The sequence below is a fragment of the Bradyrhizobium sp. WBAH42 genome (assembly GCF_024585265.1).
GTDB lineage: Bacteria > Pseudomonadota > Alphaproteobacteria > Rhizobiales > Xanthobacteraceae > Bradyrhizobium.
The window spans coordinates 2,367,954-2,390,263 of record NZ_CP036533.1 but is presented as its reverse complement, the minus strand read 5'-3'; the positions used below and the strand labels follow the sequence as shown (position 1 = coordinate 2,390,263).

Annotated in this window: 18 protein-coding genes; 13 read left to right on the top strand and 5 right to left on the bottom strand. The window is 64.5% G+C overall.

Annotated elements, in window-relative coordinates:
* Window positions 1-46: 46 nt before the first annotated feature.
* The 4 genes from pimC to DCG74_RS11120 form a co-directional block, all read right to left on the bottom strand.
* A complete protein-coding gene (gene pimC / locus DCG74_RS11135; protein ID WP_172784944.1) occupies window positions 47-1,237 on the bottom strand; it encodes a pimeloyl-CoA dehydrogenase large subunit in 1,191 nt (396 codons plus the stop codon).
* A gap of 16 nt (window positions 1,238-1,253) precedes the next feature.
* On the bottom strand, window positions 1,254-2,441 hold the full coding sequence (locus DCG74_RS11130) for an acetyl-CoA C-acyltransferase (RefSeq protein ID WP_172784945.1): 1,188 nt from the start codon (window positions 2,439-2,441) through the stop codon (window positions 1,254-1,256).
* A complete protein-coding gene (gene pimA / locus DCG74_RS11125) occupies window positions 2,438-4,120 on the bottom strand; it encodes a dicarboxylate--CoA ligase PimA (RefSeq protein WP_172784946.1) in 1,683 nt (560 codons plus the stop codon). Before pimA ends, DCG74_RS11130 begins: the two co-directional genes overlap by 4 nt.
* 159 nt (window positions 4,121-4,279) lie before the next feature.
* Complete coding sequence (locus tag DCG74_RS11120) at window positions 4,280-6,376, bottom strand: 3-hydroxyacyl-CoA dehydrogenase NAD-binding domain-containing protein (protein WP_172784947.1); 2,097 nt, start codon at window positions 6,374-6,376, stop codon at window positions 4,280-4,282.
* Between the two features lie 130 nt (window positions 6,377-6,506).
* Between DCG74_RS11120 and DCG74_RS11115 the strand changes: the two genes are divergently transcribed.
* The 10 genes from DCG74_RS11115 (at window position 6,507) to DCG74_RS11070 (ending at window position 17,838) form a co-directional block, all read left to right on the top strand.
* Window positions 6,507-7,373, top strand: coding sequence for an IclR family transcriptional regulator (locus tag DCG74_RS11115; RefSeq protein WP_172784948.1), 867 nt, complete (start codon window positions 6,507-6,509; stop codon window positions 7,371-7,373).
* Window positions 7,374-7,439: 66 nt separating this feature from the next.
* The gene (locus DCG74_RS11110) at window positions 7,440-8,237 is read left to right on the top strand and encodes an ABC transporter ATP-binding protein (RefSeq protein ID WP_172784949.1); all 798 of its coding nucleotides are present in this window, start codon (window positions 7,440-7,442) and stop codon (window positions 8,235-8,237) included.
* Window positions 8,234-8,947, top strand: coding sequence for an ABC transporter ATP-binding protein (locus tag DCG74_RS11105; RefSeq protein ID WP_172784950.1), 714 nt, complete (start codon window positions 8,234-8,236; stop codon window positions 8,945-8,947). Before DCG74_RS11110 ends, DCG74_RS11105 begins: the two co-directional genes overlap by 4 nt.
* Before the next feature lie 13 nt (window positions 8,948-8,960).
* Window positions 8,961-9,839 carry a branched-chain amino acid ABC transporter permease gene (locus DCG74_RS11100; RefSeq protein ID WP_172784951.1) on the top strand — a complete coding sequence of 293 codons (879 nt, stop codon included), beginning with the start codon at window positions 8,961-8,963 and terminating at the stop codon, window positions 9,837-9,839.
* A gap of 2 nt (window positions 9,840-9,841) precedes the next feature.
* The gene (locus DCG74_RS11095; protein WP_172784952.1) at window positions 9,842-10,861 is read left to right on the top strand and encodes a branched-chain amino acid ABC transporter permease; all 1,020 of its coding nucleotides are present in this window, start codon (window positions 9,842-9,844) and stop codon (window positions 10,859-10,861) included.
* A 30-nt stretch (window positions 10,862-10,891) separates the two neighbouring features.
* Window positions 10,892-12,127 carry an ABC transporter substrate-binding protein gene (locus DCG74_RS11090; RefSeq protein WP_172784953.1) on the top strand — a complete coding sequence of 412 codons (1,236 nt, stop codon included), beginning with the start codon at window positions 10,892-10,894 and terminating at the stop codon, window positions 12,125-12,127.
* Window positions 12,128-12,244: 117 nt separating this feature from the next.
* Window positions 12,245-13,471 carry an ABC transporter substrate-binding protein gene (locus DCG74_RS11085; RefSeq protein ID WP_172784954.1) on the top strand — a complete coding sequence of 409 codons (1,227 nt, stop codon included), beginning with the start codon at window positions 12,245-12,247 and terminating at the stop codon, window positions 13,469-13,471.
* A gap of 254 nt (window positions 13,472-13,725) precedes the next feature.
* Window positions 13,726-14,952 carry an ABC transporter substrate-binding protein gene (locus tag DCG74_RS11080; protein WP_172784955.1) on the top strand — a complete coding sequence of 409 codons (1,227 nt, stop codon included), beginning with the start codon at window positions 13,726-13,728 and terminating at the stop codon, window positions 14,950-14,952.
* 182 nt (window positions 14,953-15,134) lie between these two features.
* Window positions 15,135-16,364 carry an ABC transporter substrate-binding protein gene (locus tag DCG74_RS11075; protein WP_172784956.1) on the top strand — a complete coding sequence of 410 codons (1,230 nt, stop codon included), beginning with the start codon at window positions 15,135-15,137 and terminating at the stop codon, window positions 16,362-16,364.
* Window positions 16,365-16,554: 190 nt separating this feature from the next.
* Window positions 16,555-17,838, top strand: coding sequence for a glycerate kinase (locus DCG74_RS11070; RefSeq protein ID WP_172784957.1), 1,284 nt, complete (start codon window positions 16,555-16,557; stop codon window positions 17,836-17,838).
* A gap of 129 nt (window positions 17,839-17,967) precedes the next feature.
* On the opposite strand, the gene DCG74_RS11065 is transcribed toward DCG74_RS11070, so the two are convergent.
* Window positions 17,968-18,489, bottom strand: a complete 522-nt coding sequence (locus DCG74_RS11065) for a MarR family winged helix-turn-helix transcriptional regulator (protein WP_172784958.1) — start codon at window positions 18,487-18,489, stop codon at window positions 17,968-17,970.
* Window positions 18,490-18,664: 175 nt separating this feature from the next.
* Between DCG74_RS11065 and DCG74_RS11060 the strand changes: the two genes are divergently transcribed.
* The 3 genes from DCG74_RS11060 to DCG74_RS11050 are packed head-to-tail and all read left to right on the top strand — an operon-like array spanning window position 18,665 to window position 22,208.
* Window positions 18,665-19,705 (top strand): branched-chain amino acid ABC transporter permease, encoded by a 1,041-nt coding sequence (locus DCG74_RS11060; protein ID WP_172784959.1) that lies wholly within the window; start codon window positions 18,665-18,667, stop codon window positions 19,703-19,705.
* 5 nt (window positions 19,706-19,710) lie between these two features.
* The gene (locus tag DCG74_RS11055; RefSeq protein ID WP_172784960.1) at window positions 19,711-21,480 is read left to right on the top strand and encodes an ATP-binding cassette domain-containing protein; all 1,770 of its coding nucleotides are present in this window, start codon (window positions 19,711-19,713) and stop codon (window positions 21,478-21,480) included.
* Window positions 21,477-22,208, top strand: a complete 732-nt coding sequence (locus DCG74_RS11050; RefSeq protein ID WP_172784961.1) for an ABC transporter ATP-binding protein — start codon at window positions 21,477-21,479, stop codon at window positions 22,206-22,208. The genes DCG74_RS11055 and DCG74_RS11050 overlap by 4 nt, the downstream gene beginning before the upstream one ends.
* Window positions 22,209-22,310: the final 102 nt, after the last annotated feature.

The window sequence follows — 22,310 nt, the reverse complement described above, 5'->3', positions numbered from 1 at the left end:
TACTGGGTCCCCCGCCTTCGCGGGGGACGACAGCGTCATTGTTGATTCACAGCCCCAGCACCGCCTTGGCGATGATGTTGCGCTGGATCTCGTTGGAGCCGCCGTAGATCGAGACCTTGCGGTTGTTGAAGTAGCTCGGCGCGATCTGGGCGGTCCAGTCCATGGCTTCGTTCGAGCCGTCGTCGCCGTGCACGTCGTAGGGCGCGGCGAACGGGCCGATCACTTCCATCAAGAGCTCGGTGGTGGTCTGCTGGATCTCGGAGCCCTTGATCTTCAGCACCGACGAGGCCGGATTGGGCTTGCCCTTGCCGTGCTTGCCTTCATCGGCGACGACGCGCAGCTGGGTCAGCTCGAGCGCCTTCAGCTCGATCTCGCAGGCCGCCAGCTTCTCGCGGAAGGCGGGATCCTGGATGATCGGCTTGCCGGCGGATTCGACCTTCGACGCCAGATCCTTGATGCGGCGGATGCGCTCCTTGGAGACGCCGACGCGGGCGATGCCGGTGCGCTCGTTGCCGAGCAGGAATTTGGCGTAGTCCCAGCCCTTGTTCTCCTCGCCGATCAGGTTCTCGTAGGGCACCTCGACGTCGTCGAAGAAGACCTCGTTGACCTCACGGCCGCCGTCGATGGTCTGGATCGGGCGCACGGTGACGCCCTTCGACTTCATCGAGAACACGATGAAGGAGATGCCCATCTGCTTCTTGGCGTTGTTGTCGGTGCGGCAGAGGCAGAAGATCATGTCGGCGTGCTGGGCGAGCGTGGTCCAGGTCTTCTGGCCGTTGATGATCCACTTGTCGCCACGGCGCTCGGCCTTCGTCTTCAGCGAAGCGAGGTCGGAGCCGGAGCCGGGCTCCGAAAAACCCTGGCACCACCAATCGTCGACATTGGCGATGCGCGGCAGGTACTTCTTCTTCTGCTCCTCGTTGCCGAAGGTGTAGATGACGGGGCCGACCATGCTGACGCCGAAGGCGAGCGGCTGCGGCGCCGGATAGGACTGCAGCTCCTCGTTGAAGATGTAGTGCTGCACGGAGGTCCACCCCGTTCCGCCATATTCCTTCGGCCAATGGCTGACGCCCCAGCCCTTCTTGTTGAGGATGCGCCACCACGTCACCATCTCGTCCTTGGAGAGATGACGGCCCTCGACCAGCTTGCGCCGCGTATCCGGCGGCACGTTGTCGCGGAAGAACTGCCGCACTTCGTCGCGAAACGCCTGCTCTTCTTTCGTGAATGCGAGATCCATCGGATCCTCCTGTGAATTACTGCAAAACTTCGAACAGCCCGGCCGCGCCCATGCCGCCGCCGACGCACATGGTGACGACCGCGTACCTGGCCTTGCGGCGGCGGCCTTCGATCAGAGCGTGGCCGGTGAGGCGCGCGCCGGACATGCCGTAGGGATGGCCGACCGAGATCGCGCCGCCGTTGACGTTGATCTTCTCGGGGTCGATGCCGAGCTTGTCGCGGCAATACAGCACCTGCACCGCGAAGGCTTCGTTCAGCTCCCAGAGGCCGATGTCGTCGACGGTGAGGCCGTGGCGCTTCAAGAGGCGCGGCACGGCGAAGACCGGACCGATGCCCATCTCGTCCGGCTCGCAGCCGGCCGAGACGAAGCCGCGGAAAATGCCGAGCGGCGCAAGGCCGCGCTTGGCGGCTTCCTTGTCGCTCATGATCACGGAGGCGCTGGCGCCGTCGGAAAGCTGGCTGGCATTGCCGGCGGTGATGGTGAAACCCTCCCCGCGCACGGCCTTCAGGCCGGCAAGGCCTTCGATCGTGGTCTCGGGGCGCGGGCCCTCGTCCTGCGACAGCGTGACTTCCTTCATCGAGACGGCGCCCGTCGCCTTGTCGGTGACCGCCATCTGCGTCGTGATCGGGGCGAGCTCGTCCTTGAACTTGCCGCCCTGCTGCGCGGCCGCGGTGCGGCGCTGGCTCTCCAGCGAATATTCGTCCTGGCGTTCGCGCGAGATGCCGTAGCGCTTGGCGACGACTTCCGCCGTGTCGATCATGGGCATGTAGACCTCGCCCTTGATCTTGAGCAGCGCCGGATCCTGGGCGTGGAAGCCGTTCATCTTGTCGTTCTGCACGAGGCTGATCGACTCGCCGCCGCCACCGACCGCGATCTCGACGCCGTCGAAGATCACCGAGCGCGCCGCGAGCGCGATCGCCTGCAGGCCCGAGGCGCACTGCCGGTCGATCGTGGTGCCGGCGACGGTGACGGGAAGGCCGGCGCGCAGCAGCGCCTTGCGCGCGATGTTGCCGCCGGTCGCGCCCTGCTGCAGCGCTGCGCCCATCACGACGTCCTCGACCTCCCTCGGATCGATCTTGGCGCGGGCGACCGCTTCGCCGATGGCGTGGCCGAGCAGCGTTGCGCCCTCGGTGGCGTTGAGCGCGCCGCGATAGGCCTTGCCGATCGGGGTGCGGGCGGTGGAAACGATGACGGCGTCGGTCAAGAGCGACCTCCTGATGCGGTTGTCGTGGATTGTGACGGTTTCTGCTGCTGGCGCAATTCGTGGCGCGACAATTTCCCGACCGGCGTGCGCGGCAGGTCATCGACGAATTCGACCGCGGCCGGCAGCTCGTGCCTGCCGAGCTTGCCGGCGAGCTGCGCGCGCAATTCGTCGAGCGAGAACGGCTTTGCGTCCGGCCTCAGCTTGATGAAGGCCTTTGCGGCCTCGCCCCGATACGGGTCGGGAATGCCGAGCACGATCACCTCGTGCACGCCCGGAATGGTGTAGATCGCCTGCTCGATCATCTGCGGATAGACGTTGAAGCCGCCGGAGATGATCATGTCCTTCTTGCGGTCGACCAGGAAGAAGTAGCCGTCGGTGTCGACATAGCCGATGTCGCCGGTGAGGAAGCGGCCGTCGACGAAGGCCTCGGTCGATCCTGCCGGCTTGTTCCAGTAGCCTTTGGTGACGTTCGGGCCCTTGATGCGGATCTCCCCGATCTCGCCCGGCGGCAGCACGCGTCTGGGATCGTCGAGCGCGACGACGTCGAGCTCGATGCCGGGCAGCATCAGGCCGATCGAGCCGGGCTTCTCGGGACCCGTGGGCGGATGGCCGGTGCCGGGCGAGCAGGTCTCGGTCATGCCCCAGCCGCTGCGCAGCTTCTTGCCGACCTTGCGCTCGAAGAAGCTCGCGATCTCCACCGGCAGCGGCGCGCCGCCGGAGCCGATGGTGACGAGCGAGGAGAAGTCGCGCTTGTCGAGATCGGGCAGCGCGGCGATCGCGATCCACATCGTCGGAACGCCCGGGAAATAGGTCGCACGCTTCACCTCGATGTCGCGCATCACGGCTTCGACGTCGAAGCGCTGATGCAGCGAGATCAGATTGCCGCGCCGAAGCGAGGACAACAGCACCACGGTCAGCGCGTAGATGTGGAACAGCGGCAGCACGCAGATCACGCGCTCGATCACGTCGCCGCGGGCGGCGCGCGCCGGCTTGCCCCAGACGTCGTAGATCGACACCGCCGAGGTGAGATTGCCGTGGGTGAGCATCGCGCCCTTGGGCAGGCCGGTGGTGCCGCCGGTATATTGCAGCAGCGCGACGTCATCGGCCGCGACAACAGGCCATTGCGCAGGCGCGGCGGCGCCCTCGACGAAGGTCTTGAAGGTGACGATGCGGGGATCGTCGGGGATCGCCGCCTGCGGCGTGCCGACCTTGCCCCAATGATCGTCCTCGCAGACGACGAGCTTGTCGATCAGGCCCTTCTCCAGGAATTTCAGCGCGGTCGGCAGCAGGGCCTGGAGGTTGGAGGTGACGAGCACACGCGAGCCGGAATCGGTGATCTTGTGCGTCAGCGCGATCTCGCCGTCGAGCGGCGACAGATGCGCGACGCGGCCGCCGGCCTTCAGCGCGCCGAAGAAGTTGACGGGGTGATCGGGCGTGTTGCCGAGGAACAGCGCGACCGAGCTGTTCTTGCCGCACCCGGCGCGCAGGAACGCCGCGGCGGCGCGATCGGCCTGAGCTGCGAGTTCGGTGTAGCTGATCGGTCGGTCGCGGAACTCCAGCGCGGTGCGCGTGCCATAATCGGCGGCGGCCTTCGAGAGGAGATCCGGCAGGGTGCCCTGGACGATGGTGTCGTCCCACCGCACGCCCTCGGGATAAAACTGTTCGCCGGGATGGGTCATTTTCTTGATTGCTTGAGCGAGCAAACTAACACAGACCGTCATTCCGGGGCGCGACGAAGTCGCGAGCCCGGAATCCATAGCCACCAGCTGGGGTTATGGATTCCGGGCCTGCGCCTTGCGGCGCATCCCGGAATGACAAAGGTTGAGACGAAGCGGCCATCACGCCGCTTTCGACTCGGCCGCGAGCGAGGCGAACGTCTTGCCCTCCGCCGCGAGCTTCTTCAGCAGCGGGGCGGGCTCGAGGCTGGGGTCGTTGGTCTCCTTGGCGTAGAAGGCCAGGCGATCGGCGATGTGCTTCAGGCCGACGCTGTCGGCCCAGAACATCGGGCCGCCGCGATAGATCGGCCAGCCGTAGCCGTAGAGCCAGACCACGTCGATGTCGCTGGGACGCGCGGCGATGCCCTCTTCGAGGATCTTCGCGCCCTCGTTGATCATCGGATACATCATGCGCTCGAGGATCTCCTCGTCGCTGACGACGCGCTTCTTGCGGCCGAGACGCAGCAAGGTCTCGTCGATCAGCTTCTCGACATCGGGGTCAGGGAGCGGCGCGCGAGAACCCTGCTCGTACTTGTAGTAACCCTTGCCGGTCTTCTGGCCGAAGCGGCCGGCTTCGCAGAGCGCGTCCGCGATCTCCGACTTGATGCCGCGGTCCTTGCGCGAGCGCCAGCCGATGTCGAGACCGGCGAGGTCGCCCATTGCGAACGGCCCCATCGGCATGCCGAACTTCGTCACGACGGCGTCGACCTGCTGCGGCAACGCGCCTTCGAACAGGAGCTTCTCGGACTGCTTGCCGCGCTGCGCCAGCATGCGGTTGCCGACGAAGCCGTCGCAGACGCCGACCACGGCCGGCACCTTCGCGATCTTGCGCGCGATCGACACCGCAGTCACCAGCGCATCCGGCGCAGTCTTGTCGGCGCGCACGATCTCGCACAGCTTCATGACGTTTGCCGGCGAGAAGAAATGCATGCCGAGCACGTCCTGCGGACGCTTGGTCGCCTTGGCGATCTCGTCGATGTTCAGATAGGAGGTGTTGGAGGCGAGCACGGCGCCGGGCTTGGCGTACTGGTCGAGCTTGCCGAACACCTCCTTCTTCACCGCCATGGTCTCGAATACGGCCTCGATGACGAGGTCGGCATCGCCGACATTCTCGATGCCGACCTTGCCGTCGATCAGCGCCATGCGCTTGGCGGGCGCATCGGCCGGGATGCCGCCGCGCGCGGCGGTCGCTTCCCAGTTCTTCTGCATGATGCCCATGCCGCGCTTGAGCTGCTCTTCGCCGGTCTCGATCAGGGTGACGGGCACGCCGGCATTGGCAAAGGACATCGCGATGCCGCCGCCCATGGTGCCGGCGCCGAGAATGGCGACGCGGTTGACGGGCCGCGGCTTGGTGCCTTCAGGAACGCCCGCGATCTTGTTGGCCTCGCGCTCGGCGAAGAAGGCGTAGCGCTGCGCCTTGGACTGGTCGCTGGCGACGAGCTTGAGGAAGCCCTCGCGCTCCTTCTTCAGGCCTTCGTCGAAGGGCAGGTCAATGGCGTAGCCGACGGCATCGGCCGCCGCGAACGGCGCCTCCAGGCCGCGCGACTTCTTGGTCATTGCCGCAACCGCATTGGTGAAGATGGAGCGGTCGGCCTTGGCCGCCGCGAGCTTGGAATCGTCGTCGCGCAGACGGCGCAGCGGGCGCTTCTCCGCCAGCAGCTTGCGCACGAAGGCTTCGCCGCCGGAGGCCGGCCCCTCGATGATCTCCTCGATCAGGCCGTTCTTCAGCGCTTCCGCCGCCCCGATCGGGTCGCCGCCGACGATCATCTTGACCGCAAGCTCGGGCCCGACCGCACGCGGCAGGCGCTGCGTGCCGCCGGCGCCGGGCAACAGGCCGAGCTTGACCTCGGGCAGGCCGAGCTTGGCCTCTTTCACCGCGACGCGGAAATGGCAGGCCAGCGCGACCTCGAGGCCGCCGCCGAGCGCGGTGCCGTGGATGGCGGCAACGACCGGCTTGGGCGAATTTTCGATCTCGGACAGCACGTCGTTGAGGGCGGGCGGCTTCGGCGGCTTGCCGAACTCGGTGATGTCGGCCCCGGCGATGAAGGTGCGGCCGGCGCAGGTCAGCACGATGCCCTTGATGGCGGGATCGGCGATCGCCGCCTTGATGCACTCGAGGATCCCACCGCGGACTGCGGCACTCAGCGCGTTGACCGGCGGGCTGTTGACCGTGACGATCCCGACTTCGTCATGATGCTCAAGCTTGACCACTTCGCTCACGGTGTCCCTCCTTGGTGGGGATTTACTTTTGTTCGATTTCGCGGTGCGGAATTTAATTCCGCATCTTGACGGCAGGGTTATTTTGAAGCACGGACGTTGTCAACGACTCCGCGCAAGAAGCAGATCAGGGATGAAGCGTACAGGAAAGAAGACCGCGACCGATCGGAATTTCGTCGTCGCGCTTTCCCGCGGACTGGAAGTATTGCGCGCGTTCCACCCCAATGACGGCCTGCTCGGCAATCAGGAGATTGCCTCGCGCACCAATCTGCCCAAGCCCACCGTGTCGCGCCTGACCTACACGCTGACCAAGCTCGGCTATCTGACGCCGGTTCCCCGGTTCGAGAAGTACCAGCTCGCACCTGCAGCGATGTCGCTCGGCTACGCGGCGCTGGCCAATCTGGGCGTTCGGCATTTGTCCGAGCCGTTCCGCGAGGAAGTGATGCGCGCGACCGGCGGCGCCGTCGCCGTCGGCGGCCGTGACCGCCACAGCATGATCTATTTCGGGCAGAGCCGCGGCAGCGAGACCGTCGGCGTTCAACTCGACGTCGGCTCGCGCGTGCCGATTGCAACCAGCGCGATGGGCCGCGCCTATTTCTGGGCGCTCGACGACGAAGGTCGCGCTGACGTGTCGCGCATCCTGCGCGAACATTACGGCAGCCGCTGGCCGAAGATGCGCGAGGGATTGGAACGTTCCGGCGAGACCGTCGCGAAATACGGCTTTGCGATTTCGGTCGGCGACTGGCACGACGACATCGGCGCGGCCGGTGTCGCGCTCAAGCTCAACGACGGAACCGGACCATACGCATTCAATTGCGGCGCGCCCGCATTCCGTTTCACGGAAGAGCGCTTGATCAACGACATTGGACCGCGTCTCCTAGCGATGGTAAGGAACATCGAAGCGGCGCTCGGGGGTCTGATGCCGCATTCAAAAAAAGACATCGGCAAAAAGCTGAAATCAGGAGGAAAAGTTGCGCGTGTGGCCGAGGGATTCAGATAGCCTTTGTCATCACCGGGAGCGGCTCGGATCGCCCCATCGCTCACTGAATGACGTGAGCGAGACGAGATGACGCAGGCACAGCTCGCGCAGGGTACATCGCCCCTGCTCGCGGTTCGCGACGTCAGCGTCGTGTTCGGCGGCATCGTCGCGCTCAACGGCGTGTCCTTCGACATGCACAAGGGCCAGATCCTCGGCTTGATCGGCCCGAACGGCGCCGGCAAGACCACGCTGTTCAACTGTCTGTCGCGGCTGTACCAGCCGTCGTCCGGCGACATCCTGATGGAGGGCGTGAGCATCCTGTCGCGGCCGCCGCACCGGATCGCCGAGATCGGCATCGGCCGCACCTTCCAGAACGTGGCTCTGTTCCCGAACTTGTCGGTGATGGACAACGTCCGCGTCGGCGCGCATGCCCGCACCTCCAGCGACATCATCAGCGACTCCTTGAAGCTTGCCTGGGTCCGCCGCAGCGAGACCGCGGTCAACAAGAAGGTCCACGAGATCCTCGCCTATCTCGACCTCGAGGACGTCGCGCACACCATCGTCTCCGGCCTGCCCTTCGGCACGCAGAAGCGGGTCGAGCTGGCGCGCGCGCTGGCGGCGGACCCGAAGATCCTGCTGCTCGACGAGCCCGCCGGCGGCCTCAATCACGAGGAAGTCCACGTGCTCGGCGACCTCATCCGCCGCATCCGCAACGAGCGCCACATGACCGTGCTGCTAGTCGAGCACCATATGGGCCTCGTGATGTCGATCGCCGACCACGTCGTCGCGCTGAATTTCGGCAAGAAGCTCGCGGAAGGTACGCCCGCTCAGGTGCAAGCCGACCCGGACGTCATCAAGGCCTATCTCGGGAGCAAGGACCAATGACGACGCTGCTCAACGTCAAGGACCTGCGTGCCTATTACGGTCAGGTCCAGGCGCTCCACGGGCTGTCCTTCTCGCTCAACGAGGGCTCGCTCGTGACGCTGCTCGGCGCCAACGGCGCCGGCAAGACCACGACGCTGCGCGCGATCTGCAACATGGTGCGCTCCACCGGTGCGATCGAGTTCGACGGCAAGCCGCTGAATAACCGCTCGACCGAGAACATCGTGCGGTTCGGCATCGCCCATGTGCCGCAGGGCCGCGGCACCTTCACCACCATGACGGTGGAGGAGAATCTCCAGCTCGGGGCCATCACCCGCAAGGACAGCGCCGGCATCGTCTCCGACATCGAGCGCATGTACGCGCATTTCCCGGTCTTGAAGCAGCGCCACACCCAGCAGGCCGGCACGCTCTCCGGCGGCGAACAGCAGATGCTCGCGGTCGCCCGCGCCCTGATGCTGCGGCCGCGGCTGATGCTGCTCGACGAGCCCTCCTTCGGCCTCGCGCCGCTGGTGGTGCGCGATCTGTTCGGCATCCTCGGCAAGATCAACCGCGAGGACAAGGTGTCGATCCTGGTGGTCGAGCAGAACGCCCAGCTGGCGCTCGAGCTCGCCGACCAGGCCTATGTGATCGAGACCGGCCGCATCGTGATGTCCGGCAAGGCCAAGGACATCGCGAACAACGAAGAAATCCGCAAATCCTATCTGGGTTACTGAGGGAGCCGGGACAATGGAGCTGTTCACCAACCAGGTCCTGGCCGGCATCGCCACGGGCGCGATCTACGCCTGCATGGCGCTTGCCGTGGTCATGATCTACCAGGCCATCGACCATCTCAACTTCGCGCAGGGCGAGATGGCGATGTTCTCGACCTTCATCTCGTGGCAGCTGATGCAGTGGGGCGTGTCCTATTGGGCCGCCTTCCTGATCACGCTGGCATTTTCCTTCGTTGCCGGCATCGCGATCGAGCGCATCCTGTTCAAGCCGCTCGCCAAGGCACCGGTGCTGACCAACGTCGCCGGCTTCATCGCGCTGTTTGCGATCATCAACTCGTCGGCCGGCCTGATCTGGGACTTCACCATCAAACAATATCCGACGCCGTTCGGCTCCGCGCCGTTCCTCGGCAGCCAGCTGATCTCGACCCACCAGGCCGGCATGATCGGCGTCACCGTGCTGCTGTTGCTCGGGCTCTATTTCTTCTTCCAGTACACCCGCATCGGTCTCGCCATGCGCGCGGCCGCGTCGGTGCCTGAATCGGCCCGCCTCGTCGGCATCAACACCAGCTGGATGATCGCGCTCGGCTGGGGCATGGCGACCGCGATCGGCTCGATCGCCGGCATGCTGATCGCCCCTGTCGTGTTCCTCGAGCCCAACATGATGGGCGGCGTCCTGATCTACGGCTTCGCCGCGGCGGTGCTCGGCGGACTGTCGAGCCCGTTGGGCGCCGTGGTCGGCGGCTTCCTGGTCGGCGTCTTCGAGAATCTCGCCGGCACCTACATCCCGGGCGTCGGCAACGAGCTGAAGCTCCCGATCGCGCTCGCGCTGATCATCTCCGTCCTGGTCGTCAAACCCGCTGGTCTGTTAGGCCGGCACATCGTCAAGCGAGTTTGATCATGAGCGCAGCAGAAGAAGTCGTCGCCGAAGGCCACGAGGCGGTCGAGGCGGTTCCGAAGCGGGCCATGACGCTGGGCACCGGCACCTCGCTGGTGGTGCTGGCGGCGCTGTTGATCGTGCCGATGTTCGTCAAGAACTTCATCATCTTCCAGATGACGATGCTCCTGATCTACGGGCTCGCGGTGCTGGCGCTGAACATCCTGACCGGCGGAAGCGGCCAGTTCTCGCTCGGCCAGAGCGCGTTCTACGCCGTCGGCGCCTATACCTCGGCCGTGCTGATGGAGCACGCCAACATCAACTACGCGCTGACCATTCCGATCTCCGCTGCGGTCTGCTTCGCGTTCGGCTATTTGTTCGGCAAGCCGGCGCTGCGGCTGTCCGGCGTCTATCTCGCGCTCGCGACCTTCGCGCTCGCGACCGCGATGCCGCAGCTGCTCAAGCTGAACTTCCTCGAGCACTGGACCGGCGGCGTGCAGGGCCTCGTCGTCACCAAGCCGGACGCGCCGTTCGGCCTGCCGATGTCGCAGGACATGTGGCTCTATTATTTCACGCTCATCGTGACGGTCTTGATCTACATCTTCTCGGTGAACCTGTTGCGCTCCCGCTCCGGCCGCGCCTTCATGGCGATCCGCGACAACGAGATCGCGGCCTCCTCGATGGGCGTCAACGTCGCGCTGTACAAGACGCTGGCGTTCGGCGTGTCCGCCGGCATCACCGGCGTTGCCGGCTCGCTCGGCGCCATCGCGGTGCAGTTCGTCGCACCCGACAGCTACACCATCACGCTCGCGATCTCGCTGTTCCTCGGCATGGTCGTCGGCGGCGTCGGCTGGCTGCCCGGCTCGTTCGTCGGTGCGGCCTTCATCATCTTCGTGCCGAACATGGCCGAGAGCATCTCCAAGGGCCTCTCCGGCGCGGTGTTCGGCGTGCTGTTGTTCCTCGTCATCTACCTCGTGCCGCATGGTGCAAGGCAGGTCGCGATCCTGGGCCAGCAACTCGTCGGCAAGCTCAGGAAGAACTGAAGACCCGTTGAATTAACCAAGGAGACCGAATTGTATTTTGGAAGAACACTGCGAGCCGCCGCGCTGGTCACGGCAACGGCGGCCATCACTCTCACCTCCGGCGCTGCACTCGCCCAAAAGAAATACGACACCGGCGCGTCCGATACCGAGATCAAGATCGGCAACATCATGCCGTACAGCGGTCCGGCGTCGGCCTATGGCATCATCGGCAAGACCGAAGAAGCCTATTTCAAGATGATCAACGACAAGGGCGGCATCAACGGCCGCAAGATCAACTTCGTGACCTATGACGACGGCTATTCGCCGCCGAAGGCCGTCGAGCAGGTCCGCAAGCTGGTCGAGAGCGACGAGGTGCTGGCCGTCTTCAACCCGCTCGGCACGCCCTCGAACAGTGCGATCCAGAAATATCTCAACGCCAAGAAGATCCCGCAGCTGTTCGTCGCCACCGGCGCCACCAAGTGGAACGATCCGAAGAACTTCCCCTGGACCATCGGCTGGCAGCCCTCCTACCAGAGCGAAGCCCACATCTACGCGAAATGGCTGATGAAGGAGAAGCCGGACGCCAAGATCGCGATCCTCTATCAGAACGACGATTTCGGCAAAGACTACCTCAAGGGCACCAAGGACGGTCTCGGCGCCAAGGCCTCGTCCATGGTCATCCTGGAGGAGAGCTACGAGGTGTCCGAGCCGTCGATCGACGGCCACATCGTCAAGATCAAGGCCGCCAATCCCGACGTGCTGCTGATCTACGCGACGCCGAAATTCGCCGCCCAGACCATCAAGAAGACCGCCGAGCTCAGCTGGAAGCCGCTCCAGATCCTCACCAACGTGTCGATCTCGGTCGGCAGCGTGATGAAGCCGGCCGGCTTCGAGAACGCACAGGGCGTGCTGTCGGCCGCCTATGCCAAGGACTCGACGGACCCGCAATGGGCCAACGATCCCGGCATGAAGAGGTGGAACGAGTTCGTCGACAAGTACATGCCGGGCGCCGACAAGTCGGACACCAGCATGGTCTATGGCTATGGCGCCGCCTCGACCCTGGCCAAGGTGCTGGAAATGTGCGGTGACGATCTCACCCGCGCCAACCTCATGAAGCAGGCCGCGAGCCTGAAGGACTTCGCGCCGGATACGCTGCTGCCCGGCGTCAAGATCAACACCGGCGCCACCGACTTCGCCCCGATCGCGCAGCTCCAGATGATGCGCTTCAAGGGCGAGAAGTGGGAACTGTTCGGCGAAATCATCAGCGGTGACGTCGCCTCCGAGTGACGGGCTGACGCTATCATCCAAGACGAGGAGCCCCCGCGGACAGCCGCGGGGGCTTTTTGTTGACGACAGGCGTCAATCTTGTTCAATGCGATCGATCCATCCCGGAGTAGGAGAACAATGGCCGCCGCTCGTTCCCAGGTTGCACTCCTCTGGGCCGCGCTCGCCTTGTGCACCGCAACGAGCAGCGGAGCGCTGGCGCAAAAGAAATACGACAGCGGCGCATCAGATACCGAGATCAAGATCGGTAACATCATGCCCTATAGCGGTCCGGCCTCCGCCTATGCCGCGATCGGCAAGATCGAGGAAGCCTATTTCAACAAGATCAATGCCGAGGGCGGCATCAATGGCCGCAAGATCAAATTCATCTCCTATGACGACGGCTATTCGCCGCCGAAGACGGTGGAACAGGCACGCAAGCTGGTCGAGAGCGACAATGTGCTGCTGATCTTCGGCTCGCTCGGCACCTCCACCAACAGCGCCATCCGCAAATACATGAACGAGAAGAAGGTGCCGCAATTGTTCGTGGCGAGCGGCGCCTCGAAATGGAACGATCCCATGCAATATCCCTGGACCATGGGCTGGCAGCCGAGCTACGCGAGCGAGGCGCGCATCTACGCCAAATACGTCATGAAGGAGAAGCCGGAGGCGAAAATCGGCGTGCTCTACCAGAACGACGATTTCGGCAAGGACTATCTAAAGGGGCTGAAACAGGGCCTCGGGCCCAAGGCCTCGATGATCGTGCTGGAAGAAGCCTATGACAGCTCCGAGCCGGCGATCGACGAGCACGTCGTCAAGTTGAAAGCCTCCGGCGCCGACGTCTTCATCAGCATCACCAGCCCGAAATTCGCCGTGCAGGGGATCAAGAAGGCGGCGGAGATCAACTGGCATCCGATGCAGATCATCTCCAACGTCTCGGCTTCGATCAGCGGCGTCTTGGAGCCGGCGGGCATCGAAATCTCGCAAGGCGTCCTGTCGGCGACCTACACCAAGGACGGCTCCGACCCGCAGTGGAATGCCGATGACGGCATGAAGAAATTCTACAACTTCCTCGCCCAATACCAGCCCAAGGCCAACAAGCTCGATGCCGGCGTCGTGTTCGGCTACGCCGCCGCGCAGACCATGGTGAAGGTGCTGCAGATGTGCGGCGACGATCTCACCCGCGAGAACGTCATGAAGCAGGCCGCCAGCCTGAAGGACTTCGAACCCGACACGCTGCTGCCCGGCATCAAGATCAACACCGCGCCGGACAATTTCGCTCCGATCGAGCAGCTGCAGATGATGCGCTTCAAGGGCAAGAAATGGGAGCTGTTCGGCGACATCATCTCGAGCGAGATGAGCCACTGAGCGCCGCGGCGGCACAATTCAAGATAGCTGCTTCCTTACAAAGCAACTCAAGCGGTGAGTTTGCCCCGCAAAAATCTCACGCGCCGGAATATTCCGAGTCGGCGTCGAAAAGATCTCCGCTCCCGCGATGCTCGTGCGGGGCGTTTGTCTTGCTGACGGCCGTGGATAGGTATTGAATACACGACGGAGCGACGAGCAACGATCGCTCCCAACAAGAACAATCGACACAATCAAACCCACCTAGGGAGAGCAAGATGCCTGCAATGCATGTGCGATTGGGGGCCGTCTCGGCTGCCCTCGTGCTGGCCGCCACACTTTCCACGGCAGCGTCCGCGCAGAAGAAATACGACACCGGCGCATCCGACACCGAAATCAAGATCGGCAACATCATGCCCTACAGCGGTCCCGCGTCCGCCTACGGCGTGATCGGCAAGACCGAAGAGGCCTATTTCCGCAAGATCAACGCGGAAGGCGGCATCAACGGCCGCAAGATCAACTTCGTCACCTACGACGACGCCTATTCGCCGCCGAAGACGGTGGAGCAGGCGCGCAAGCTGGTCGAGAGCGACGAGGTGCTGCTGATCTTCAACTCGCTCGGCACGCCGCCGAACTCGGCGATCCAGAAGTACATGAACCAGAAGAAGGTGCCGCAGCTGTTCGTCGCCACCGGCGCAACGAAGTGGAACGATCCGCAGAACTTCCCGTGGACGATGGGCTGGCAGCCGAACTACCAGAGCGAGTCGATCATCTACGCCAAGTACATCCTGAAGAACCATCCGAACGCCAAGATCGCCGTGCTCTACCAGAACGACGATTACGGCAAGGACTATCTGAAGGGCTTCAAGGACGGGCTCGGCGGCAAGACCTCGATGATCGTGATGGAGGAAAGCTACGAGGTCTCGGAGCCGACCATCGACTCCCACATCGTCAAGCTCAAGGCGACCGGCGCCGACGTGTTCTTCAACATCACGACGCCGAAATTCGCGGCGCAGGCGATCAAGAAGAACGCGGAGATCGGCTGGAAGCCGCTCCACTTCCTCAACAACGTCTCGGGCTCGATCGGCAGCGTGATCAAGCCGGCCGGCTTCGAGAACGCGCAGGACATCATCTCGTCGCAATACTTCAAGGATCCGACCGACGCACAGTGGAAGGACGACAAGGCGATGATCGCCTGGAACGAATTCCTGGACAAGTACTATCCGGAAGCGAACCGCGCCGATGCCTCGGTGATGTATGGCTATATCGTGAGCCAAGGCCTCGTTCACGTGCTCAAGGCCTGCGGCGACAATCTGACCCGCGAAAACATCATGAAGCAGGCCGCCAACATCAAGGACTTCGAGCCGGCGGGCCTGTTGCCGGGCGTCAAGGTCAACACCTCGGCCGCCGATTTCGCGCCGATTTCGCAGCTGCAACTGATCCGGTTCAAGGGCGAGCATTGGGAGCGATTTGGCGAGGTCTTGAGCGGCGACGTCGGCGGCTGACCATTAACCAGTCGCTAAAGACGTAAGTCCCAATCGACTAAAGACGCAGCCCCTGCGGCCCTGCCGCAGGGGCTTTTCCTTGAAGCTTCTGGGCAAATCGTATTGAATTGCGGTTGCGTCGCCAAAAACAATCAAGCCAAGAAAAGGGACGCGCACACCAAGAAAAAAACAGGGAGATTGGAATGCCTGCTGTCACCGGCAAATTTGCGGCCGCGTCACTGGCGCTCGCGCTCATTGCAGCTGCGACCTCCACTGCATCGGCCCAGAAGAAATACGATACCGGCGCGACCGACACCGAGATCAAGATCGGCAACATCATGCCCTACAGCGGACCGGCCTCCGCCTACGGCATCATCGGCCGCACCGAAGCCGCCTATTTCAAGAAGATCAACGAAGAGGGCGGCATCAACGGCCGCAAGATCAATTTCGTCTCCTACGACGACGCCTATTCGCCGCCGAAGACGGTGGAGCAGGCGCGCAAGCTGGTCGAGAGCGACGAGGTGCTGCTCGTCTTCAACTCGCTCGGCACGCCGCCGAACACGGCGATCCAGAAATACATGAATTCGAAGAAGGTGCCGCAGCTGTTCGTCGCCACCGGCGCTACCAAGTGGAACGATCCGCAGAACTTCCCGTGGACGATGGGCTGGCAGCCCAACTACCAGAGCGAGACGCAGATCTACGCCAAGTACATCCTCAAGGCCATGCCGAACGCCAAGATCGGCGTCCTCTACCAGAACGACGATTACGGCAAGGACTATTTGAAGGGCCTGAAGGACGGCCTGGGCGCCAAGGCCGCGAGCATGATCGTGCTGGAGGAAAGCTACGAGACGTCGGAGCCGACCATCGACAATCACATCGTCAAGCTGAAAGCCACCGGCGCCGACGTCTTCATCAACATCACCACGCCGAAATTCGCGGCACAGGCGATCAAGAAGATCTCCGAGATCGGCTGGAAGCCGACGCACTTCCTCAACAACGTCTCGGCCTCGGTCGGCAGCGTGATCAAGCCCGCCGGCTTCGAGAATTCGCAGGACATCATCTCGGCCGCCTATCTGAAGGACGTCTCCGATCCGCAGTGGAAGGACGACGCCGGCATGAAGGCGTTCCTGGAGTTCATGACCAAGTACTTCCCCGAAGGCGACAAGCTCGACGGCGGCACCATCGTCGGCTACGGCGTGGCACAGACGCTGGTCGAAGTGCTGAAGAAGTGCGGCGACAATCTCACGCGCGAGAACGTCATGAAGCAGGCCGCGAGCCTGAAGGACTTCCGCACCGAAGTGCTGCTGCCCGGCATCAAGATCAATACCGGGCCGAACGACTTCGCGCCGATCAGCTCGCTCCAGCTCATGAAGTTCAAGGGCGACAAGTGGGATCTGTTCGGTGACGTGATCAGCGCCGACGCCGGCGGCTAGAAGCTGCAAAGCGCGGACAACGAGCTCCCTGCGCCGATCACGCAGGGGGCTTTTCTTTGCGCGGCAATTTTGATCACGCGATTGCACAATCGAATGATGGCAAAGGCCGCTTACGCTTTGGCGCACGATGCGGTAGGCAGATGGCGGCGACCTCGTCGCCGCCACTCCCGTCTGCTCAAGGCCATCGTCCATGACCGACCGACGCCCCCTGCTCCGCGCGCTTTACGACGCCGCCGTCGCCGCCGCCCATCCCAACGTGGTGCTGGCCCCTCACCTGCGGCCTGCGCCCAGGGGGCGCGTGATCTGCCTCGCCGCCGGCAAGGGCGCCGGCGCGATGGCCGCGGCCGCGGAGCGGCATTATCTCGACGCGCTGGGATTGGCGCCGGAGCGCCTCGTCGGCATCGCCACCACGCGCCACGGCTACGGCGTGCCGACGCGCCGCATTCGTGTGGTCGAAGCCGGTCATCCCGTGCCCGACGAAGCCGGCCTGAAGGGCGCGGCCGACACCCTCGCACTCGCGGGCGAGGCCGGGCCGGACGATCTCTTGCTGGTGCTGCTCACCGGCGGCGGCTCGGCCAACTGGATCGCGCCGGTGGAGGGCATCAGCTTCGCGCAGAAGCAGGCGGTCAACAAGGCGCTGCTGCGCTCGGGCGCGCCGATCGGCGAGATGAACGTCGTGCGCAAGCACCTGTCGCGGATCAAGGGCGGCCGTCTCGCCCGCGCCGGCAGGAACGCCGCGGAGATCGTGACGCTCGCGATCTCCGACGTGCCGCACGACGATCCTTCCGCGATCGCCTCCGGCCCCACCGTGCCTGATCCGACCACGCTGGCCGATGCGCGCGCGATCGTGGCGAAATACAAGCTCGACATCGACGATGCGGTGCGCCGCGCGCTCGACGAGCCCGCCAATGAAAGCGCCAAGCCCGATGACGCCGCCTTCGCGCGCGCGTCGTTCGAGCTGATCGCGCGGCCCAAGCAATCGCTGGACGCGGCGGTGAAGCTCGCACGCGAGTCCGGTTACGAGACCATCGATCTCGGCGCCGATCTCGAAGGCGAGGCGCGCGAGGTCGCCGCCGACCACGCCAGGCTGGCACTTCAGGCCCGCGCGCAGGGCAAGCGCGTCGCGATCCTGTCCGGCGGCGAGCTCACGGTCACCGTGCGCGGCAATGGCCGCGGCGGGCCGAACCAGGAATACGCGCTGGCGCTGGCCTCGCTCTTGAAGGACACGGCCGGCATCGCGGCGCTGGCCGGCGACACCGACGGCGCCGATGGCGGCGCCGGCCACCCGACCGACCCCGCCGGCGCGCTGATCGACGCTGCGACGTTCGCGAAGATGAAGGCCTTGGGGCTCGAGCCGCAGGCCTATCTCGACAACAACGACGCGACCACGTTCTTCGAGGCGACCGCCGACCTGCTGCAGCCCGGCCCGACCCTGACCAACGTCAACGATATCCGGGTGATTTTGGTGGATTGAGGCGCCTGCCCCAACAACGGTGTCATTCCCCGCGAAAGCGGGGAATCCAGTACGCCGGGCCTTCTCCGCATCTCACTACGGCCTCTGGAATACTGGATCGCCCGCCTTTGCGGGCGATGACGGAGTAACTCAAAACTCGTTGGCGATCTTCGCGAGCATTCCGATCAGGGCTTCGCGGTTGGCCTGACCGAGCAGATCGTTCAACCGGGCCTCGTGCTTGGTGGCGACGAGCTTCTTCGCCCGCGCCAGCACGGCCTTGCCCTTGTCGGTCAAGACCAGGATGTGCGAGCGGCGGTCGTTGGTGGAGCGGATCCGCGCGCAAAGGTCGCGGCTCTCCAGATTGTCGAGCATGGCCACGAAGTTCGGCCGGAGGATGCCGAGCGTGGAGGCGATCTCGGTCTGGTTACGGCCGGGGTTCTTCTCGACCAGCAGCAGCACCGAGAACTGCGCCGGCGTCAGCTGGAGCGAGGCCATGCAGCGCAAGAAATTCTCGAACACCTTGAGCTGTGCACGTTTCAGGACATAGCCCAGCTGCTCGGAAAGCTCGCCGAGCTGGAGGGCTTCAGCCTGCGGCTCGCCCGCGTCCTTGCGGCCCTTGGCCGCCTCGGCAGGCTTTTCGGAAGACTTTTCAGCGGTTTTGGAAACGGTCATCGCCTCGTGCTCGTAATCCCGCTAAATTCGGGACGGGTTCGTTCCCCGCCCTTGAAGTTATATTTGATAATTGTTATGGACCATATCAAATATCGCATGCGTTTTTCAATGGCTGTGAGCGGACCGTCCACCACAATCAGGAGGACCGGTCCGGATTAAGGGGGAGCGTCCGGTCTTGAATACCACCATCATGCTGTTCCTGCTGCAGGACGGCATCACCAATGGCGCAATCTACGCGCTGCTCGGCCTGGCGCTGGTGCTGGTGTTCGCCGTCACCCGCGTCATCCTCATTCCCCAGGGCGAATTCGTCACCTATGGCGCGCTGACCTATGCCTCGCTGGCCGCCAGCCAGATGCCGGGCACGGCTAAGCTCGCGCTGGCGCTCGGCATCGGCGCCTTCGCCTTCGATCTGTTCGTCGCGCGCAAGGCGCTGCATGGGCGGCTGATCGCGCGCAGCTTCACCGCCAATGTCGTGCTGCCGGGCATCGTGCTGGCGCTGACGCTGTATTTCGCCGCCCAGAAGCCGCCGGTCGCGGTCTGCATCGCGCTGTCGCTGGTGATCGTGGCGATGATCGGCGTCTATCTCTACCGCATCGCGTTCCAGCCGCTGGCGCACACCTCGGTGCTGGTGCTGCTGATCGCCTCCGTCGGCGTCCACCTCGCGCTGCAGGGCCTCGGCCTGTTGTTCTTCGGCGCCGAAGGCCAGCGCGGGCCTGCCGTGCTGTCCGGCGCCTTCACCGCCGGCGCGCTGCGCTTCACCGGCCAGAGCATCACCGTCTACGCGATCACCATCGCCTTCATCGTCGGGCTCTGGCTGTTCTTCGGCCTGACGCTCTATGGCAAGGCGTTGCGCGCCACTGCCGTGAACCGGCTCGGGGCACGGCTCGCCGGCATCCGCACCACGCTGTCGGGCCAGATCGCTTTCCTGCTGGCCTCCGTGATCGGCGCGCTCTCCGGCATTCTGATCGTGCCGATCACGACGCTGTATTATGACTCCGGCTTCCTGATCGGGCTGAAGGGCTTCGTCGCCGCGATCATCGGCGGCCTCGTCAGCTATCCCCTCACCGCCGTCGCGGCGCTGGTGGTCGGCATCGTCGAGGCGTTCTCATCCTTCTATGCCTCCAATTACAAGGAGGTGATCGTCTTCATGCTGCTGATCCCCGTGCTGCTGCTGCGCTCGCTCGCCGCGCCCGCGGTAGAGGAAGAGAAGGACTGAGCCCGATGCAGAGCCGGCTTCCCATCCTCGTCTTTGCACTTGTCATGGCGGCGATCCCGTTCATCCCGGGCGTGCCCCCGTTCTGGATCGTGCTGCTCGACAATATCGGCCTTGCGGCCCTGGTCGCGATGGGCCTCGTGCTGCTGACCGGCGTCGGCGGCCTCACCTCGTTCGGCCAGGCCGCCTTCGTCGGCTTCGGCGCCTATACCACCGCGGTGCTGTCGACGGCCTACGGCCTGTCGCCCTGGCTGACGCTGCCGCTGTCGCTCCTGGTCAGCGGCTCGCTCGCGGTGCTGCTCGGGCTGATCACCGTGCGCCTCTCGGGGCACTATCTGCCGCTCGGCACCCTCGCCTGGGGGCTTGGGCTGTTCTACCTGTTCAGCAAGCTGGAGTTTCTGGGCCGCAACGACGGCATCTCAGCGATCCCGCCGCTGTCGATCGGCACGTTCAAGATGCTCTCGCCCGGCTCGATCTATTACGCGATCTGGGTCGCCGTGATCCTCTCGGCCCTGCTGACGATGAACCTGCTGGACTCCCGCACCGGCCGCGCCATCCGTGCGCTACGCCGCGGCCATGTCGCGGCCGAGGCGTTCGGCGTCCACACGCCGCGGGCCAAACTGCTGGTGTTCATCCATGCCGCGGTGCTCGCCGGCCTGTCCGGGTGGCTCTACGCCCATCTCCAGCGCGCGGTGAACCCGACGCCGTTCGGTGCGCATATGGGCATCGAATATCTCTTCATCGCCGTGGTCGGCGGCGCCGGCTATGTCTGGGGCGGCGTGCTGGGGGCGGCAATCGTCGTGATCCTGAAAGAGGTGCTGCAGAGCTATCTGCCGTTGATCCTGCCCGGCTCAGGCCAGGTCGAGACCATCGTGTTCGGCATCATGCTGGTGGCGCTGCTGCAACTTGCGCCCGGCGGACTCTGGCCCTGGCTGATGTCGTTCTTCCCCGAGCGCACCGATGGCGAGAAGCCGGACACCTCGCTGAAGCTGGAGCATCGCGCCCGCGCGCCCACCGAGGCCGGTGTCCTGCTTCAGGTCGAGAAGGCGCGAAAACAGTTCGGCGGCGTGGTCGCGGTGAACAACGTCTCCTTCGACGTCCAGGCCCGCGAGATCGTCGCGCTGATCGGCCCGAACGGCGCCGGCAAGAGCACGACCTTCAACCTGATCACCGGCGTATTGTCGGCGACCTCGGGCTCGATCTCGGTGCTCGGCAGGAAGGTCGACAACGCACCGCCGCAGGAGATCGTCAAGCTCGGCATCAGCAGGACCTTCCAGCACGTCAAGCTCGTCCCCGACATGACCGTGCTGGAGAATGTCGCGATCGGCGCACATCTGCGCGGTCATTCCGGACCCGTTTCCTCGATGCTGCGGCTCGACCGCGCCGATGAAGCCAAGCTGCTCGCCGAGGCCGCGCGCCAGATCGAGCGCGTCGGCCTCACCGAACAGATGCACCAGCTGGCAGGCTCGCTCTCGCTCGGCCAGCAGCGCATCGTCGAGATCGCCCGCGCGCTCTGCGTCGACCCGATGCTGCTGCTGCTCGACGAGCCGGCGGCGGGCCTGCGCCACATGGAGAAGCAGCGGCTCGCCGCGCTGCTCCGCGAGCTGCGCGACGGCGGCATGAGCGTGCTGCTGGTCGAGCACGACATGGGCTTCGTCATGAATCTCGCCGACCGCATCGTGGTGCTCGATTTCGGCACCAAGATCGCCGAAGGCACGCCGGCGACGATCAAGACCAATCCCGAAGTGATCAAGGCCTATCTCGGAGTGGCGGCATGAGCACGCTGTTGTCCGTCACCGACGCGCATGTCGCCTATGGCAAGGTCGAGGCAGTGCGTTCGGTCTCGCTCGAGGTCGGCACCAACGAGATCGTCACCATCGTCGGCGCCAACGGTGCCGGCAAGACCACGCTGCTTTCGGCCATCATGGGCATCCTGCCGCTGAAAGGCCGCGTCGCCTTTGCCGGGCAGGATCTCGCCCGGCTCGACATCGAGGACCGCGTCGCGATGGGGCTCGGTCTCGTTCCCGAGCACCGCGAATTGTTCGTGACCATGAATGTCGAGGACAATCTCGAGCTGGGCGCGTTCCGGATCGAGCGCAGCAAGGCGAAAGCCTCGATCGAGCGGGTCTATGCGCTGTTTCCGCGGCTGAAGGAGCGGCGCAAGCAGCTCGCCGGCACGCTCTCCGGCGGCGAGCAGCAGATGCTCGCGATGGGCCGCGCGCTGATGGGCGAGCCGAAGCTCTTGATGCTGGACGAGCCGAGCCTGGGCCTTGCCCCGATCATCGTCGCCGACATCTTCCGCATCGTCACCGAGCTCCGCGCCGCCGGCGTCTCCGTGCTGCTGGTCGAGCAGAACGCGCAGGCCGCGCTGAAGATCGCGGACCAGGCCTATGTGATGGAGCTCGGCGAGTTCGTGCTCAGCGGCAAGGCCAGCGACATCGCGGCCAACGAGCGGGTCGCGGCAAGCTATCTCGGCTTCCAGCACGAAGGCGCGAGCGTGATTTAGCGATGTAGCGCTGTTCTTCCCTTCTCCCCTTGTGGGAGAAGGTGGCGCGAAGCGCCGGATGAGGGGTTCTCTCCACCCGCAAGATTGCTCGTGAGGATAGAG